General features: G+C 47.0%; 21 protein-coding genes. 6 read left to right on the top strand and 15 right to left on the bottom strand.

Annotated features, from left to right (window positions below):
- Positions 1 to 123 precede the first annotated feature (123 nt).
- From E7747_RS05915 to E7747_RS17245, 8 genes are all read right to left on the bottom strand, one after another.
- A complete protein-coding gene (locus E7747_RS05915; protein WP_168185250.1) occupies positions 124 to 711 on the bottom strand; it encodes a BspA family leucine-rich repeat surface protein in 588 nt (195 codons plus the stop codon).
- A complete protein-coding gene (locus E7747_RS05910; RefSeq protein WP_136414727.1) occupies positions 698 to 1,072 on the bottom strand; it encodes a hypothetical protein in 375 nt (124 codons plus the stop codon). Before E7747_RS05910 ends, E7747_RS05915 begins: the two co-directional genes overlap by 14 nt.
- Position 1,073: 1 nt before the next feature.
- Positions 1,074 to 1,865: a DNA-processing protein DprA gene (locus E7747_RS05905; RefSeq protein ID WP_136414725.1), complete on the bottom strand. Its 792-nt coding sequence runs from the start codon at positions 1,863 to 1,865 to the stop codon at positions 1,074 to 1,076.
- 6 nt (positions 1,866 to 1,871) lie between these two features.
- Positions 1,872 to 2,534 carry a hypothetical protein gene (locus E7747_RS05900; RefSeq protein ID WP_136414723.1) on the bottom strand — a complete coding sequence of 221 codons (663 nt, stop codon included), beginning with the start codon at positions 2,532 to 2,534 and terminating at the stop codon, positions 1,872 to 1,874.
- A 4-nt stretch (positions 2,535 to 2,538) separates the two neighbouring features.
- Positions 2,539 to 4,434 (bottom strand): YqiA/YcfP family alpha/beta fold hydrolase, encoded by a 1,896-nt coding sequence (locus E7747_RS05895; RefSeq protein ID WP_168185249.1) that lies wholly within the window; start codon positions 4,432 to 4,434, stop codon positions 2,539 to 2,541.
- Positions 4,427 to 4,855, bottom strand: coding sequence for a hypothetical protein (locus tag E7747_RS05890; RefSeq protein WP_148070742.1), 429 nt, complete (start codon positions 4,853 to 4,855; stop codon positions 4,427 to 4,429). Before E7747_RS05890 ends, E7747_RS05895 begins: the two co-directional genes overlap by 8 nt.
- Before the next feature lie 3 nt (positions 4,856 to 4,858).
- Complete coding sequence (locus E7747_RS05885; protein ID WP_123611879.1) at positions 4,859 to 5,308, bottom strand: hypothetical protein; 450 nt, start codon at positions 5,306 to 5,308, stop codon at positions 4,859 to 4,861.
- Positions 5,309 to 5,492: 184 nt separating this feature from the next.
- On the bottom strand, positions 5,493 to 5,624 hold the full coding sequence (locus E7747_RS17245; RefSeq protein WP_262710066.1) for a hypothetical protein: 132 nt from the start codon (positions 5,622 to 5,624) through the stop codon (positions 5,493 to 5,495).
- A gap of 152 nt (positions 5,625 to 5,776) precedes the next feature.
- Between E7747_RS17245 and E7747_RS05880 the strand changes: the two genes are divergently transcribed.
- The 3 genes from E7747_RS05880 to tnpC all read left to right on the top strand — a co-directional run bounded on the left by E7747_RS05880 (position 5,777) and on the right by tnpC (position 8,216).
- The gene (locus E7747_RS05880) at positions 5,777 to 6,193 is read left to right on the top strand and encodes a hypothetical protein (protein ID WP_136413419.1); all 417 of its coding nucleotides are present in this window, start codon (positions 5,777 to 5,779) and stop codon (positions 6,191 to 6,193) included.
- Entirely contained in the window at positions 6,180 to 6,536 is a 357-nt protein-coding gene (gene tnpB / locus E7747_RS05875) for an IS66 family insertion sequence element accessory protein TnpB (RefSeq protein ID WP_136413421.1), read from the top strand. Before E7747_RS05880 ends, tnpB begins: the two co-directional genes overlap by 14 nt.
- 78 nt (positions 6,537 to 6,614) lie before the next feature.
- Positions 6,615 to 8,216 carry an IS66 family transposase gene (gene tnpC, locus E7747_RS05870; RefSeq protein WP_136413423.1) on the top strand — a complete coding sequence of 534 codons (1,602 nt, stop codon included), beginning with the start codon at positions 6,615 to 6,617 and terminating at the stop codon, positions 8,214 to 8,216.
- Between the two features lie 19 nt (positions 8,217 to 8,235).
- Here tnpC and E7747_RS05865 read toward each other — a convergent pair whose 3' ends face one another.
- The 7 genes from E7747_RS05865 to E7747_RS05835 form a co-directional block, all read right to left on the bottom strand.
- Entirely contained in the window at positions 8,236 to 8,757 is a 522-nt protein-coding gene (locus E7747_RS05865; RefSeq protein WP_136414720.1) for a hypothetical protein, read from the bottom strand.
- Complete coding sequence (locus E7747_RS05860) at positions 8,709 to 9,011, bottom strand: hypothetical protein (RefSeq protein ID WP_136414718.1); 303 nt, start codon at positions 9,009 to 9,011, stop codon at positions 8,709 to 8,711. Before E7747_RS05860 ends, E7747_RS05865 begins: the two co-directional genes overlap by 49 nt.
- A 20-nt stretch (positions 9,012 to 9,031) precedes the next feature.
- Positions 9,032 to 9,568, bottom strand: a complete 537-nt coding sequence (locus E7747_RS05855) for a BspA family leucine-rich repeat surface protein (RefSeq protein WP_136414716.1) — start codon at positions 9,566 to 9,568, stop codon at positions 9,032 to 9,034.
- 262 nt (positions 9,569 to 9,830) lie between these two features.
- Complete coding sequence (locus E7747_RS05850) at positions 9,831 to 11,789, bottom strand: BspA family leucine-rich repeat surface protein (RefSeq protein ID WP_136414714.1); 1,959 nt, start codon at positions 11,787 to 11,789, stop codon at positions 9,831 to 9,833.
- 300 nt (positions 11,790 to 12,089) lie between these two features.
- The gene (locus E7747_RS05845; protein WP_136414713.1) at positions 12,090 to 12,557 is read right to left on the bottom strand and encodes a hypothetical protein; all 468 of its coding nucleotides are present in this window, start codon (positions 12,555 to 12,557) and stop codon (positions 12,090 to 12,092) included.
- Positions 12,558 to 12,569: 12 nt separating this feature from the next.
- Positions 12,570 to 13,484 (bottom strand): hypothetical protein, encoded by a 915-nt coding sequence (locus tag E7747_RS05840; protein ID WP_136414711.1) that lies wholly within the window; start codon positions 13,482 to 13,484, stop codon positions 12,570 to 12,572.
- Positions 13,485 to 13,578: 94 nt separating this feature from the next.
- Entirely contained in the window at positions 13,579 to 14,715 is a 1,137-nt protein-coding gene (locus E7747_RS05835) for a hypothetical protein (RefSeq protein ID WP_136414709.1), read from the bottom strand.
- 801 nt (positions 14,716 to 15,516) lie between these two features.
- Here E7747_RS05835 and E7747_RS05830 point away from each other — a divergent pair.
- The 3 genes from E7747_RS05830 to E7747_RS05820 all read left to right on the top strand — a co-directional run bounded on the left by E7747_RS05830 (position 15,517) and on the right by E7747_RS05820 (position 16,933).
- A complete protein-coding gene (locus tag E7747_RS05830) occupies positions 15,517 to 15,906 on the top strand; it encodes a hypothetical protein (RefSeq protein WP_136414707.1) in 390 nt (129 codons plus the stop codon).
- Positions 15,907 to 15,914: 8 nt separating this feature from the next.
- Positions 15,915 to 16,232, top strand: coding sequence for a hypothetical protein (locus tag E7747_RS05825; protein WP_136414705.1), 318 nt, complete (start codon positions 15,915 to 15,917; stop codon positions 16,230 to 16,232).
- 200 nt (positions 16,233 to 16,432) lie between these two features.
- Positions 16,433 to 16,933: a hypothetical protein gene (locus E7747_RS05820; RefSeq protein ID WP_136414704.1), complete on the top strand. Its 501-nt coding sequence runs from the start codon at positions 16,433 to 16,435 to the stop codon at positions 16,931 to 16,933.
- Positions 16,934 to 16,942: the final 9 nt, after the last annotated feature.

Here is a 16,942-nt window from a genome sequence, read left to right as displayed (position 1 = left end):
GGAAACCGCGTCAATATAAAAACGTGTCAGAATAATCTTGTAAAGGTTATCCTGACACGCTCTTTTTCGCAGCGGTTCAATCTTTTAGGTTATATTGATACAACCGGGGACATAACAATCATGTCATCTTATTATTTTTACCGATGAAGGCAGCTCCTTACTTATTCTTTCGACCGTATGGTCGGAACAGTTCTTCATGACGACTGTATGCAGCCTGTCGCAGCGAGCGAACATTTCTTCCGTAGATTCGATTCTACGAAGATCAAAAGAGCTTAGGTCTACCGTTTCAAGACTGACACACTCGTAGAACATTCGGGACATATCCTTTACCCTTGATGTGTCAAACATGCTCAGATCAAGAGTGGCCAGACTATGACACAAAGAGAACATCCAGCTCATATCTTCCACCATTAAAGTGCCAAAGTTCCTGAAGTCTATCCGTAGAAGATTGCAACACTCATGAAACATCCATGACAGATCTTTCACATTTGATGTATCGAGCACCGACAAGTCAAGCGATTTAAGGCTGAGGCATTCCCCAAACATGAACTTCATGGTTGTAACTCCTGAGACATCCAGAGGAGAAAGGTCAACGGTCACCAGATCCCAACACCCGTAAAACATATATGACATATCTCTCAGTCCTGATGTGTCACAGGCTGAGAGATTGACTGATGTGATGGTGTTCGGATATGGTTTATTGAATCTCAAACCTGACATCGCAGGGTAGACCGAATTTGTCGGGGTGATTGAGCATGACGCCGGCAGTGTCGTTTGAGACGGCTATTGCCGCACCGTCGTCATACAACAGCCAGATACATTCGTCAAGTCCCGGTATCTGTGAGAAATCACTGTGAATGCCCGCTCCGTCGGTCAGCACGGTCAGCACACGGTAGTCGTCAATCCACTCCCAACGAAATTCAAGCTCACGGGGCTGGGATTCAGGTCCGTATTCGAGGTCATACTCGGCAATCATTCTGAGCGAATGGCGGTAGGCCTGCTGCAAGGCTTTATCCGAGCCTTTGAGGGCGACTTTAAGCAGAGTCGCAAATTTATCGTTTACATCAATCATATCATATCGGTTTTGCAAGATTCTGTTCAATAAGGTCATAGTTGCCGGCATTTGCCTCGGTGCGCTGCCGGAAAGTGGCTGCAAGACTTTCCTTACCATATTTGCGGGCAAAGCGCATGGTGTGGAGCGAGCCGCTTTGAGCCGGACACTGGGCCAGTATCACAGCCTCTGAGAGTGCAGCCTGGAGGCGGTTGCGGGCCACCAGACGCGTGGGATTGGCCTTGACGCCTATCGGTTGTTCCGACAGCATCAGACCGCCGTTGCGCAATATTGAATCCTCCAAAACCTTGTTCTCGCGCGGATGTGTGATGTCGAGTCCGTTTCCCACGACAGCTATCGTGCCACCCTTGACATCAAGACAGCCACGGTGGGCGGCAGCATCGCATCCGAGAGCGAGACCGCTCACCACGACATACCCTTTCCGGGCATAGTCCGCACCGAGCTGATAAGCTTTCGTGTTCCCCTCCTTGTCAGCCGAGCGCGCTCCTATTACAGCCACAGCTTTTTCGGCTTCAAGTAGCTTCAGGTTGCCTTTGCAATGTATCACCGCCGGACAGTCGGCACCGATGGCAAGCAGGCGGTCCGGAAACCGTGAATCCTGACACGAAATGCTGACGATACCCAGTTTTTCCTGCCGGTCGAGTATCGAATTGGCTTTTGCGATATATTCCTCAAGCTGCGGGTCTTCGTCATACAGACGGTCAAACTCCGCAAGGTTGGTCTTTATTATTTGTGAGGTGGGCATGCCCGACATCTGCAATGCCATCACCTCGTCGATATTCAGTTTTTCCATATGATTCTACTTTATAAAACTTTTTAATACACCAGCGATCTCCTCTGGGACAGACCTGCAAGGCTTCATCAGGGAGAGGGCATCGGCATGGTCATGACAACACTCTCCGGGTCCGTCCAACACATAATAGCAGTCATCACTGGCATCGGCATGGTAGCCCATACCGTCCTTAGACCTTTCGTAGCGTTCCCAAAACCGATCGACGGTCGGTCCGTCGTCAGCGACAACCGCAAGGCGCACGCTATCACGCCCTACCACTTCCACGATGTCTCCTTTCCTGAACAGTATGCGCGTCCGGTGCCGTCCGAAGAAGCATGACCTGATAGTGTCATCTCCTGTGGTCGTGCTTCTGGAATCAATAAGTACACCATTCGAGCCATAAGTCCATGAGGCACCGGTCTCCTCACCGATGTCACGTCCGACAGGAAGCTGGGTGATGATAAACCGATATGTCGCCTCCCGGTTGACAAGACTCTCACGCATGAGCCTCTCAGCATCCTCAAGCGTCAGAAAGAGGTATTCATTCGTGTAGATGTCAAATTCGGGATAAACCACTCCGTTGCTCAGGAAGGTGTGCTCCAGACGGTATATCCACACCCCTTCAAGCGACGGAGTGCGGTCGGCAAGATCAAGAAACTGACCGTGAGTAAGGTTATCCGGAAGTGTCATACATCTATAATGATACCGGGTTTTCCTGAGTGTACATGTTGATTATATCAATGATCTGAAAATTTGTATCACTGACATTGAAAGTATTGTTATACTCCAGAAATGCGTTCCATTCTTCTTTGTCACACTCGTCAGGGGCGTAACCGTTATCACGCCACCATGTCAGGTAAGCTCCGAGCATCACCTTCTTTTCTCCTGTATGATGGTAGGCTATCGGTAACGGAGTGGAACGCTGAGCCGGATCGGCAAGAACCTCGTCGATATGTTCAAACAGATGTCTCTTGGCGATGTGGAAACGTATACCGAAACATGCCTGTGTCCGTCGCCCCATGCCATAAACCCGATTACGGTGTTCATTTTCCAGAGTCCTCGCTATGCGTTCATGAAGATGCTCGTCTTTATTTCTCAGTTCGCAATATTGAGAGTGCCATTGCATCATCAGATCAACCATAGCATAGCCCACCGGAAACTTCACCGGGAAAATTTCCATCGGATGACGATAGGACAGAGTGTTCATGCTTTCATTATAAAAGCCTGTCTGAACCAGATAGCGGTCATTCTCATAACCGGGATAATTCTCTTCGTCAAGCCAGTCACTCACAGGTAGTCCGTCACGCTCGCGACGCTTCACCACCCGACGGTAATATTCGTAACCTTTTTTGACCGTGTGTGGCTCTTCGGCAATCACACCCATCATGGCGTATGTACGGTTACCATTCGGAAACGGTTCAAATACGATTACAATGTCGCCTTTTCTGTAAGGGAGACTGTCGGGTAAATGACCGAAGAATTTTCCATATATCCCCGGTTGTCTGTTATGGACAGGTGAACAGGTTGACTTCTGAATCAGGGAGCCCCGGAAGTCATACATCCACGATTCCACATACCTCTGTGTCTGCGACATTATACCGAAGGGGTAGTGTCTTAGCTCGAAATCAAGAATGTCTTTATTTCCGACCAGACCGTTCATTGCCTCCGCAGCCTCATGAAATGTAGCATAATCCGCGCTGTCAGGGTTGAATACCTTTACATTGCGGTCACTCGGCATCATGCGTACTGCAACATCACCGTTGCGTCTTACCAGGCGAAATGACATCGGGTCACAGGCTGCCTCTTCCGCGGTTTGCCGGTTGACATACACACGCTTCAAATCCATTTGGTCAGGTTCATACGAACGCACTGTCAGACGGTAGAATCCGGGAACTTCGGGTTGCGGACGGGTGCGTACCATCTCTTCAAAATCACTGAATGACCTTGGTGAGCCACCCATTCTCCGACGGCGGTCGATGACGAGTTCAAGAAGGTCGTAGAGGTGTGTCATCCCGGCATCCTTGCACTGGTGGCCGAAATCGTCCACTACCTTGAAAAAGCTGTCCCATACCAAGCCTGTCAGGGCTTTGACATGCGAGTCGCCAAGCAGGTCGTCAGCTGTCGAACAGAGAGCAGCGACACGCGGAGCGTTGTCACACACCGACTGCACGGCGTCATAACGCTCATATTTGTCGAGAGTAGCCTGTGTCAGAGTATAGGTCTGAACGCCGTCGAGACGCTTGCAGAAGTATGTGTGCTCCTCACCGACCCATTGGGCTAACTGTGACTTCGGGAAAAGACAGGGGTTGACGATGACCACATCGGCATCGCCCGACTCACATTCAAGGGCCATGAAGCCTCCCAGCGAGGTGCCTATGATTATTTCCGGGTGTTCCTCGCGTATGGCGCGGTTGATTACCTCCAGAGAGCTGTCGGGATCTGCGTCCAGCTCTGGGGCAATCACCCGGTAGCGACCCTTGAACTGACGTTGCAACTGTCTCTGCTTGGCTCCGTTGGCTCCCGACATAAACCCGTGGAGATACATCATCACGGGGAGTGTATCGCTTATGTTTTCTACAATATCATTCATTTTCATAGTCATTTTGTTTGTTGTCAAGTCCAAGCCTGCTTATTACCTCCTCTATGGTACAGGCTCCGTCAGCATTCATTTGTGAGTATTTCATGATACTCTCATTGAGAGATTCGTTCCAGTTATACTCTCCATGCGTAAGATCCCCCCAAAGCACTCTACTCCATTGCAATTCAGGCAACTCCCGACCTATTATCCACCTCCCTTCAGGAGTCAGGATGTCGGCTTTCCGAGTTCCGTAGTTGTGGACGTAGAGTAAAAGGTTGCCCTTGGGGTCACGAGCCAGATCGGGGTGTCGCGACCACCATTCAATAAGGCCTCCCAACCTTGGCAGACTGCGCGCCGAAGAGCAGAACAAGCAGTCACCGATTGCAGCCATATACAATGAACGGTCGGCAAGTATCTCCCCGGAGTGTTCCAACAGTCAGTAGGCATGTTTCCGAAACGAAGGATAATAGCACGACGTTGAAGCCAGCAGCAGGAGGCGCACATTCTCCGTTTGCGTCTCGCAGACATCCATTCCGCAACACACATCAAGCACCTGTGGCAGACGAGAGAAACGAGTAGACAAAGAGTCAAGTTGCCCGGCTGTCACTCCGCTGTCCGGTCGACAGACTAGACGGAATACCACACGCCTGTAGCCCCACAGCTTATAATTCACTACCAGCTCTCTTAACTGTCTGACAACATCGTCAATGGAATCTCCGGAGTAGATTCTGGAAAGGAAACCCAAAGGCTCTTCCGCCAATAGCTTTACATCCTGCTCATAGTCCAGGGCAATCAGTCGGTGTCCTGACGGAATCTCTCCGCATAACGCCTGCTTTACCTCTTCCGGGGTGCTCATTCCTTCAGCTATAAAAATCGATTTTTCCATTTTGTGTCGTCAGTATTATATTGTTTTGAGAGATTGTTGAGTATATTATAATATAATAGGAGACTGAGCGAATCAGTCTTTCTCATGCAAAGATAGCCAATAAGCGGATACAGTGGTAGTTAAATCGTTTCTTGACACTGCAAGACCGCTGTTTTTAACTCAATTTCTTGACAATTCTCAAGAATCAGTCATCATCTTCCTCTTCCTCTTTTAAGAGATATGATTTGTCAATCGGTGTCTTGTTGAGCAGAAAGGCGTCAGAATTAAGTTTCCAAACTGAAATCTCACCCTCACTCTTTGACAGTTGTATCAACATGTCTTTATAATGGCTGGCAAATCTAAGCACATTTGAAAGATCTCTCGGCTCTATATGGTGCATGAACCTTAACAGTTTATCGGTACAACCATCCGCGATAGCATATTGACGAACTCCGAAAGAGAGTTGTATCTTTGTCGACAAAAAGAATCATGGGTTATAACAAGTCTTTGTCCGATGTCTATTCAGAGACATGGACGCGTTACAAGAATCAATGCGAGACAGACGGCTATATCGCATTGAACCGTTTCTGTGCCGGTACCGGCGTCAACGTCCAGCGGCTTTATGAGTGGCTTCGGCGCCGCAAAATCAGCATAAGCGATTATCAACGCAGTCTGCCGGAGAGACCGGATTCGTCGCGGGAAGGTGGCGGGCCGTTATTCCGGGAGGTTAAGGTTCCCGGTATTCAGGTTGCGGATGAGAGCCGGGATGTCGGTGCCACCAGTGTCGTGCGTGACGTGCACATCGAACTCGGTTGGGGCCGAGGCGTGAGTCTGGGAGAGATAAGCGCGGAGGGGCTGGCGCTTCTGGTGGATGTCATGACACGCAGGAGTGATGTGGAGTCTTGAGGCGGATATGCGGCTCTGGGTATGCCGGCAGCCGGTATCGATGCGCTACGGCATCCGGGGTCTGGCCCAGATGGTGTGGTCGTGGAAGGGGCATTCTCCGGCATCGGGCGATGTGTATGTGTTTTTCTCAAAGGACCGCAAGACCATGAAGGCGTTGAAATGGGATGGCGACGGATTTTTGATGTACACAAAAAGACTGTCGCGAGGCCGTTTCCGGGAGGTGCTCAAAAAGGGCGATGACGGCGTGCGCAGGCTCCAATGGGACGATTTCTATATGCTGATGAGGGGCCTCACGCCTGTGAAGGTGATGGTCGAAAATCGCTTCAGAATGGCCGTAAAATAAGGCTTAATAATTTGTTAATCAAATAAATAAATGGCGTGGAAAGTTGCAAATGTCAGATATTTTTTGTAACTTTACACCATGAAAAAGAACGAGTTGATAGAGTTTCTGCAACGTCAGATCGAGTTCCTTCAAGGGCGGCTCGACGAGGCGTTGGCCTCTGTCAGCTCGCTTACTTTATCCAATGAAAAGCTGCAGTCGACCAACGAGAAGCTTGTGGCGACTGTAGATGAACTGCGCAAGCAAATGGCCTCAATGGAGGAGGCTATGAAAGGCAAAAGTGCGGAACTGAGCAAAGAGAAAGCCGCGCGTCAGGCAGTGCAGCGTCTGCAGGGCTCGCCGTCGGAGCGTCAGAAGAAACCGGTGACGACTCCTGCCACATCCGAAACTCGACAGCAGAAGCCAGAGAAGAAACGTACCAACAACGGCGCCAAAAGGAAGACGCATCCGGAGTGTGAGGTGGAGACCATTATAGTGGAGCCTGACAGTCCGGACTTCAATCCCGAGGCGGCGACGTTTATCGGCGAGTGCGATGTCGTGCGCTACGTCATGGAGCCGATGCGCTTCAAAAAAATTATCTACAAGGTCAGAAAATACGTGCAGGACGAGAAAATATACAAAGGTTCCGCACCCGCCACACCGCTGCTTAACTCGCAGTATACATCTTCCTTCATAGCCGGACTCGCCGAGCTACGCTATCTCCACTGCATGCCACTTGAAAATGCTGTCGAATACTTCCGTGCCCACGGCTTCGACCTTGACAAAGGCACCGCACAGAAGCTCGTAAGTAAGGTAAGGGTACATCTGGAAAATCTATACAAGGCGCTGGGTCAGGCAATAGTCGCGGACAATTATATCTGCGGTGACGAGACCTATCAGAAAGTGCGGCTGCAGGTGGCAACTCCTTCGGGAAGAAAGATCAAGAAAGGCTACATATGGGTGTTCGTCGGCATGACAACCGGGCTTGTGTACTTCTTCTATGACGACGGCTCCCGCTCGGCCGAAGTCTTCGAGCAACACATAAAAGGCTTCAACGGAGCCTTCCAGTGCGACTATTACTCGGGATACCGGCATATCGGAATCGGTGGGATGAGCGGGATAAAACGCTTGCCATGCCTGCAGCACATCAAGCGAAAGTTTCTCGATCTGAAAGACAATCCAAAGGCGCAGGAAATAGCAAAGCTCTTCGGACTCCTTTACCACTTCGAGCATCAGCACCGCATAGGCAAAGACGGATGGACGGCGGGAAAGCACCTTGAGTGGAGACAACGATACTCCAAGGTGATGCTCGAGAAAATCCGCATGAGACTGACAGCAGTCAAAGACCGCATCGGCGTGCCACCCGACGACCCGCTGCTCGCCGCCACCGAACATGCACTCAAACAATGGGACGAGATACCACGCATCTTTGCCTCACCCACCTACAGACTCGACAACAACGAAGTCGAGCGAATCAACCGCTACATATCCCTGACCCGTCGCCGACTTACAATCGGCTCCCACTCCGGAGCCGAAGCCGCCGCCCTGTACCACTCTCTTGCGATCACCTGCCACCGCTGCGGAGTCAACGTCTTCGACTACTTCTGCGACATAATCGACCGATGTGCCGCATGGCCGCCAAACACCCCGATCGAAAAATACCGCGACCTGCTTCCCGACCGCTGGAAACTCTCACAAAAATAGCCGCCCAAAACCTGGACGGCTATTTTTTTAAGCTATACCTGCTGTCGCGGACGGTTGTACGTTTATCGTCAGGAAATCCGACAGAGCCGCCATCGTAAATTACTACTGCAAAATATCTTAACGGGTCGTGGTATTCGTCAGGTATGAAAAGTGCCAGCGGATGGTCGGTCTCTCGACATGTATTGACATATATGTCGAATGGCAGATGTGTCACAGTCTTGTCAAGCCGTTCCATATTCCATGCAAAACGAATATCCTTGGCAGGGAAATAAGTAAAACCTTCTATATTGAACTCATCACTATCAATGGTATAATTCAGCATTAAATCATCCTCGACACGTCCGTGAAACCCTATTTTATAGATCTCATCGTCAAGCAATTTATCGATTATGCCTACGAGTATGGCATCGGAAATCTCGCGGTCAACTTCAGCCACCATGCCATCCTCGTTACCATCGCTATAATAATGCGGAGCTATATAATATAACGGGTCTATATTATAGGTCGATTGACTATAGCTGACCATGCTGTATTCAAGCATAAGCTTATCGTCGTCAAGACGCAGTTCTTTGGCTGCATAGAAGGCACCCTTGAAATACCCCAGAGTTCACCCGGCTCAAAGAATTTGTTGTACTCTGCTTCCCGGAGGTATAGAGTGCTTTTCCCCTTCTCCTTCATACGGGATATGATTGCCGGGACACATTCAGTCCATACAAACTCCCTGCGTTCCTCTTCGATAGTTGATATTTGTCCGGCCATATCCGCAAGCCGGGTCTTCATTTCCTTGTTCGTCATAGTCTTATCGTTTAGTGGTATTAGAGTATTATCTCCACACCTTTGGGCAACTCAGCCTTGATTTTCTCTACGGTCTCGTCCGAACAGTTTTTCATGATTACGGTCTTGAGGTTACGGCAACCGTAGAACATTTTGCCCACGTCAGCATTGGACGCGTCAAACGAACTGATATTCAGCGTAACCAGTTCGCTACAATCCGCAAACATGCCAAACATCGATTCTACCTTTGATGTATTGAAATTGCTCAAATCAAGCGAAGTCAGCCCATTACAACGCAGAAACATCTCACTCATATCCTCGACATTCGAGGTGTCGAACGCGCTTAAATCAAGAGCCGTCAGCGCATGGCAGTCAATGAACATTCCGCGCATGCTTTCCGCCTTTGAGGTGTCTAACCTGCTTAGATCAATCGAGATCAGGTTCTCACAGAATCCAAACATATAGCTCATTCTAATCACCTCTGAAGTATCGAGAGAGCTAATGTCAAGCGTCTCCATATCGCAAAGATTCGCATGTGAACACATATAGCCCATGTCGGTTTTATCGGGAATTTCCATTTCGTGTCGTCAGTATTATATTGTTTTGAGAGAATGTTGAGTATTATAATATGATAGCAGACTGAGTGAATCAGTTACACACATGCAAAGATAGCCAATAAGCGGATACAGTGATAGTTAAATCGTTTCTTGACACTATGTGACTGCTGTTTTTAACGCAATTTCTTGACAATTCAACCTACGACATTCAGGAGCAGAGTAAAAAATAAAGAGAGCGGTAGTTTAGTTTCCCTGACTGAATACTATCGCTCTCCTAAATGCATCATTGAATGATTTCCACACCTTCCGGTAACTTAGACTTGATTTTCTTGATAGTAGCTGCTGAACAGTTTTTCATTATCACGGTCTTGAGACTATCGCAGGCCGTAAACATTCCCCACATTTCATTTTTCTTAACCTTAGAGAGATTAAATGTGCTCATATCGATTGTCTCCAACTTGCTACAACGCCAAAACATTTCACTCATATATGTTATCTCCGATGTGTCAAACGAACTGAGGTCAAGTGATGTCAGTTTGTCACAGCCTTTAAACATTTCACTCATATCCGCTACTTTTGATGTATCCAGCGGGCTGAGGTCAAGTGATGTCAACGCCCTACAACCGCAGAACATTCCGCTCATATCCGTTACTTTTGATGTATCCAGCGGGCTGAGGTCAAGTGATGTCAACGCCCAACAACCGCGGAACATCTTACTCATGTCCATCACTTTTGATGTGTCCAGCGGGCTGAGGTCAAGTGATGTCAACGCATTACATATTTTAAACATGTGACTCATGTTCGTTACTTTTGATGTGTCCAGCGGGCTGAGGTCAAGTGATGTCAGCTCACTACACCCACTAAACATTGCTCCCATGTTCGTTACTTTTGATGTGTCAAGCGGGCTAAGGTCAAGTGATGTCAGCTCACTACACCCACTAAACATTGCTCCCATGTTCGTTACTTTTGATGTATCAAGCGGGCTAAGGTCAAGTGATGTCAATGTCTGGCAACTTTCAAACATGTGACTCATGTCCGTTACTTTTGATGTGTCAAGCGGGCTGAGGTCAAGTGATGTCAACGAGTAACAACCGCAGAACATCTTACTCATGTTTGTTACTTTTGATGTATCCAGCGGGCTAAGGTCAAGTGATGTCAGCTCACTACACCCACTAAACATTGCTCCCATGTTCGTTACTTTTGATGTGTCAAGCGGGCTAAGATCAAGTGATGTCAGCTCACTACACCCACTAAACATTGCTCCCATGTTCGTTACTTTTGATGTGTCAAGCGGGCTAAGGTCAAGTGATGTCAATGTCTGGCAACTTTCAAACATGTGACTCATGTTTGTCACTTTTGACGTGTCAAACGGGCTGAGATCAAGTAATCCCAACGCCCAACATTTTTCAAACATGTGACTCATGTCCGTCACTGCTGACGTATTAAATGAGCTGATATCAAGTCTCTTCAACGCCTGGCAATTTTCAAACATGTGACTCATGTTCGTCACTTTTGACGTATCAAACGGGCTGAGGTCAAGTGATGTCAACGCCTCACAACTGCCAAACATCGAGTTCATGTCAGTTACTTTTGATGTGTCAAACGAGCTGAGGTCAAGAACTTCCAGTCTGTGACACCCTTTGAACATTTCATGCATGTCAGTCACTTTTGACGTGTCAAGTGGGCTAAGGTCAAGTGACGTCAGTTTGGTACAGCCTTGGAACATTGCATGCATATCTGTCACTTTTGACGTATCAACCGAACTGAGGTCTATCTCTTTGGCCCCCGACATCACTTCAAACACAGAAGATATATCTACAACGTCACTATAGAGAGCATCATCTAGAAGTTTTGAAAGTAACGGAGCTATTACGGCATTGGAAATTTCCTCATCAACAGACCTCTTTATGTTCTCGCGGTCAAACACCCAATCTTTCATTGCCGATTTCTCATTCAATAAAAGAGCGTTAAAGACAACGATTAGATTGTCGTTTTCATCAAGACACAGTTGTTTTACAGCAAAATGTCCATCACTTAAATTTCGCCATAATTCATTATGGGATAGACAAATATTAGCTTCCGCAGCACTACTCAGATTAAGAGACATCTTCCCGTATCTCTTCATCTTGGCAATGATGGCAGGAATGCCTTCCTCCCAGACAAGCTTGTCACGCTCCATTTTAAGAGCAGCTCTCTGTGCGTTTAATTCCGCGATACGGGCGGTTAATTCCTTATCGGTCATGTATTAATCTGTTTTTTTGTCTTCTAATATACTTTACGGTACCGAATATGTATTATCACGACAGCAGCTTTATGATGGCGAGCTTCACGGTAGCGATGAAGTCGGGGAAACGCTCGTCGGAGAAGATTTTCCACGGACGGAAGGCACAGAGCCACAATGCAGCCACCACACACAGCGCAATGCGTATGCACCACCGTCACTGCCATCGCAATGGCCAACAGGGGTATCAGCCATTGCGATAGCAAAAACGATATGGTCACCAACAGGTTAAGTAGCAGGCGTAGTTTTACCATAAACGTGTCATAAGTCATCAATTGGCAATGACAGCTCACAAATCATCGGGAAAAAATCGTCATCGTCATCAAGTTCGATGTCATAATCCAGCTTCCGAGAGCCATTAATCGTCTCAGCCATATACTTGTCGTTGGCTATCATGCGTCTGTAGGCGGTGTCATATACCACATACTTGACAGATGTCAGTCCGTCGATGGCCTTGATTCCATCATACACCTGAGGGATATAGTTGTTGGTACGCAGTTCGATGGTAAAATATCCCAAGCTATGATACTGGCGCACCCACTCGATGCAATCTTCCGACAACGAATCTTTTATCCACTCTTTGGTGACCAAAGCACAAGCCGAGGCGACAGCCTCCTCTGTGCCTTTAAGCCCAATAATGGTTATGACCGGATTGTCGACCTCGACAAAGGGACATCCGTCCATAGCCACATTGTGATGGTAAAACTTTGAATAGTTCCGGTCTATCATGATTACCGACGGTTACTTTGCAGCGGGCAGTCCGTGAAACTCATGGAGAGCTGCATATACATTTTGAGTGACACAGTTTAGTCGATAAATCGCATGCAGCTTGAACTGGTCCACACGGGAGAGGTCGACAGCCATTGCCTTTACGCAATTCGGTAGGATAATTGACTTCTTCCATACATCTTCGGGAAGTGCTTCAAGCGTATCAGACATCTTGTTCCAGTCAATGTCTCCATCAGTGAAGAGCGAGTGGAACATAGGCTCCACCAATGGAGCTATTTCCTCTGACTTCCCTTTATGACCATTGGCGCGAACTGCAGACTCAAGCATATGCTTTATCCCAGAGATAAGGCTATGGCTCGCAGCTTCCCACTTTGAAGGTTGATTCTGGGTCATACTGAAAGATCCCTCCCGTGGGTACAAAGAGATGAATTCATCCGGGGCTTGCTTCAGGAAGTCGAGATAGAACCGGTCTATCTTGCGTCTGCCTGTAGCCGGGTTGATTTCCTCACTTGCTTTGAGCCATACCTCTCGGTCAAAGTCATAGAAGTTGATGTCGCAGTCAACATCATTACCCCATTCACGAATCAGTGAATCCTCGATGTAGATAAACCACGGAGCTTTTGATGCAATGGGAAGAGAAAGCACTTCTTTGAGTTCTTCTCCACGCCCGCGTCCGATAGGTATTATAAAGAAATGCTCTGTGTCGCATTTCATGATCTCAGGCAGTTGGGCATATGATGGAGCGCCCCATGAATAGGGTCGAAGTTCGTCCTTGCCTCCGGGGATACGCTTATTTTCACCTACGAGTTGGTTTAACCTTGGATAGTACATCTCTGAAGCGATTATGTGAGGCCTGGAATAGTCTCCGGCTTCAACATATTGCTTGATTGCCTTTATTGAGTCGGCAAAGTTCTTGGAATGAAGCATGGTAGTTGTTATTTTTGCAAATGTAAATGTTTTCCGTTTGCAATAACCTGATTTAACGTCATTTGGCGTTGTTATTGCTAACAGGGTAAAGTTCTCAGTGTTTTTTAAGGTTGTCGGTGGATGACATTGCTGTCAGACGGGTGGCAGCGGCTATGTAGTCGAGCTCGACACGAACAAGTGAAAGCAGCGGGGCTATGAAGTCCCAGTCCACATTGTCGCAATACCATCCGCTGACGAGTGTAAGCGTTCCGGGACGGAAGGAATCGAGTTCAATTTTATGCTCATTTCTTCTTTTGTCTTTGACAGTTACAGTCTGTCCCTTCACAGATGCTTTTATATTGTCGGTAATCTGACGCATGACAGTAAGCACCGGTTCGAGACGTATGAGAAGATCCTCCATGCGTTCGGTATGGTCGAGATGGATTTGCTTCAATGACTTTGCTTTCATAGGCTGCAAGCCGTTCTCACCTTCTGACAACAAAGGTATAGTACGTGAATGCTCCTTGTCAACAATCCACACACTGCCCGTAGACCGCATAATCCGAAGACCTTCGATTTCAGAAAGCCTATAGTCGCCCTTGGCTGTATGGAATACTACTCGTCCGACTATGCTCTTTACCCAACTGTCATACCATCTCTTGAGATACAAAGGACTCCCGTCAGATGCAAGAATACCCTTGCGGACAAACATATCGAGATGGTAACGGTCTGCTGTTGAGAAAAGACTCCCAAGAATACGTATGGGGAAGAAAACATTCTTACCCGCGCTCATGCGGTCTTGTGTCTTGATACGAAGAGAGAATATGCCCGCCAGTGTATCATGGTCAAAAAACTCGAAGTCGGAATCAAGAGCGCTGTCGTCGAGCAGCTCTGTCTCACTATGATCTATGGCAGCAACAGTGTCATCCTGAAGTGCGACAACATATTCAATGAATTTTTTCAGGTGGCTCACATTATCTTGAAGCCGCTTTTTCTCCGTCGGGTCTGTAGTGTTTCTACTCTTCTCTCCTATGGTGCCGACCAATGCTGTGAGGAAGTTCTCCGCACACCCTTTTGCCACAGCGTCGACAAGCCCGTCAAACAGGTCTTTATTGACTATCGGAAGGAAGAATTCCCTGTTGACACGCCTTATGCCTGAGCAATAGCTGTCGGCGCTGCGTCTGGAATGTCCCTTGTTTAACCACCACTGACGGAAACCCTCAAGGAACTTATCGGTATTAGTCTCGGTCATTTGCCTGAGTTTAGCCTTTCCCGCTCCCCTGAGGAAAGAGATAAAATGACGAAAGCGTGGAAGCTGCTATCTTATCCCAAATGTGTCCAGGCGGTGGAAGAAGCCTTCAATGCTTGGGTATAAGTGCAAACTCCCACGCCGTATGAGTGTACGACGCGAGAGTGTCCACTTTTCCTCGCATTGGTCTCTAAGCTTCCACACTTCAGACACATGAGAATCAGTAAGACACTTTCGTGTTTTGACTATGAACCGACTTAACGGTACACTGCAAAGTTAAACATTATTTTGCGATTGACCAAGCTGTTTTGAGAATCAGAGTGTTAAATCCGTTCTTGACTCCAAAAATTAGTGATTTTAACATTATCTCTTGACATAATCTCTCCGAAGACAAGCACTGTTACTTTACAAAAAGTGTCATCAGTATTATATTGTTTTTGAGTGAAAGAGGATATAATTAATATAATAAGGAGAAAAAAATTTACAGTCACATCCATCTTCGTATAAACTTTTTCATCAAGTTGATCTACCATTGATAGAAACTTCATAATTCAACACAATGAAAAAGTATATCTCTTAACCCCTGCAAACAGTCCTCTTCTCGAATACCTGCAATACAATCAAAGCCATCTTGGCCAGGTATCATCGCGGAGGGATGCTATACGAATATATCAGCATCCATAATTTTGTTAACATCAATTAACAATAAAATTTCACCCCAAATCTAAACTTTCTACTCAATCCCTAATATAACTGGCAGAAAGGCAACGAAGCCGACTCATTAAATCGTAATTTTTTACTTATATGACACAAATAATCATAGCACATCGACAGTTAAAGTTTACCGTCCTACAGCAAATCTTTGCAAAGGGCAAAGGTCTGCACAGCTTCCTGAAAGACGAGGAGCTTAACAATCAAAAGAATGTGTTTTTCTTCCCTACAGAAGAGAATGCACAGGGTACTAATGGCGAAGAAAGAATTGCCGCGTATATGCTGACCATCGAAGGGCGCATGAGAATCATAAAGGAGAAAGATGGCAAGTTCTTCTTTGTCCCCAGCTATAACGAGGGCTTGCTTGACGAAGCGGTCGAGATTCTACGAGAGGAGGTTGAATACAATGGTCGTTCATGCTTCTATCAGACTCTGAAGGAAATCGAGAGTGTCGTATCAGTCAACATCCAACCATTATTCTGACGGTCATTATGCGTAAAATCACTACTAAATACATCTTTGATCGACATCCTAATCTTGGGTGGCTGATGTATAACCTCAGGTTGATTAATTCCGAATATGTCTATTATGAGGCAAGATACCAGTATCGCGACTCATGGGCAACAGGTGGTTACCCTCATATCATCGTTGCATGTCCCAACGGTATATTGTACAGGGTATACATTGATAAGGAATTGAATCCGTTCTACGAGCAGGTTTCTCCTGAGATGCACATATTCCGAACCGGCTACGGTGATCATTATGAATATATCCTAAGCCAATATGGACTGCCGGAGGCTCTGTTCTAAAGCCATTCGTCTCTCCCTCTCACAATTCGAGAGGGAGATCCAATCCACTGAAACAAAAATTTCAAAACTCTAATATCAAAAATATGACCAATCAATTAAACAATTCCACAAATTTTTCCTATAACCAAACGGAAGAGCTCAGCAATAAAGCTGATTCAACACAACTCAATAACAATCCAAACTTAAATTCAATCAACAGAATGACAACAGAAAAAAACACCTTACTGGACATCATGAGACAAGCTCAGGAAGCCGCAGGCATGAACTGGGCATACATCGTAAAGGACTCCGAAAAGTTATATTGCGAAGGTATTAGTTATACCCTCGAATATGATGAAGACTGCGAGGAGGAAGAATATGCTATGACAGTTTGTTGCTTTGGTCCAACAACCATTAAAATGCCTTGTATGCCGGAAGATTTCGATGCGAATGATGAAAGACAGGTCGCCGCCTGTATGTGGGCCAACCATGAGATCCTGTGTAATGAGTTCCGCTACGGAAGTGGCACTCTTGAAGACAAATGCGGGATAATTAACGCTATCGCAATGCAGTTATATCATCTCAGAGCCTTCTCACCGAAGTTCTACAAGGACAATCCGGGCTTTTCAGAATCGTTTAAGAGCCTTCGCAACTACAATTATGCTAAACGACGCGCAAAAGAAATCCATGCGAAGTTACAAGAGGAAGGTCGTATGTATTAATAAACTTCA

This window comes from Duncaniella dubosii (assembly GCF_004803915.1).
GTDB classification, from domain to species: Bacteria; Bacteroidota; Bacteroidia; order Bacteroidales; family Muribaculaceae; genus Duncaniella; species Duncaniella dubosii.
Note: the sequence above shows the minus strand (reverse complement) of the source record. Positions and strands in the feature narration are given on the sequence as shown.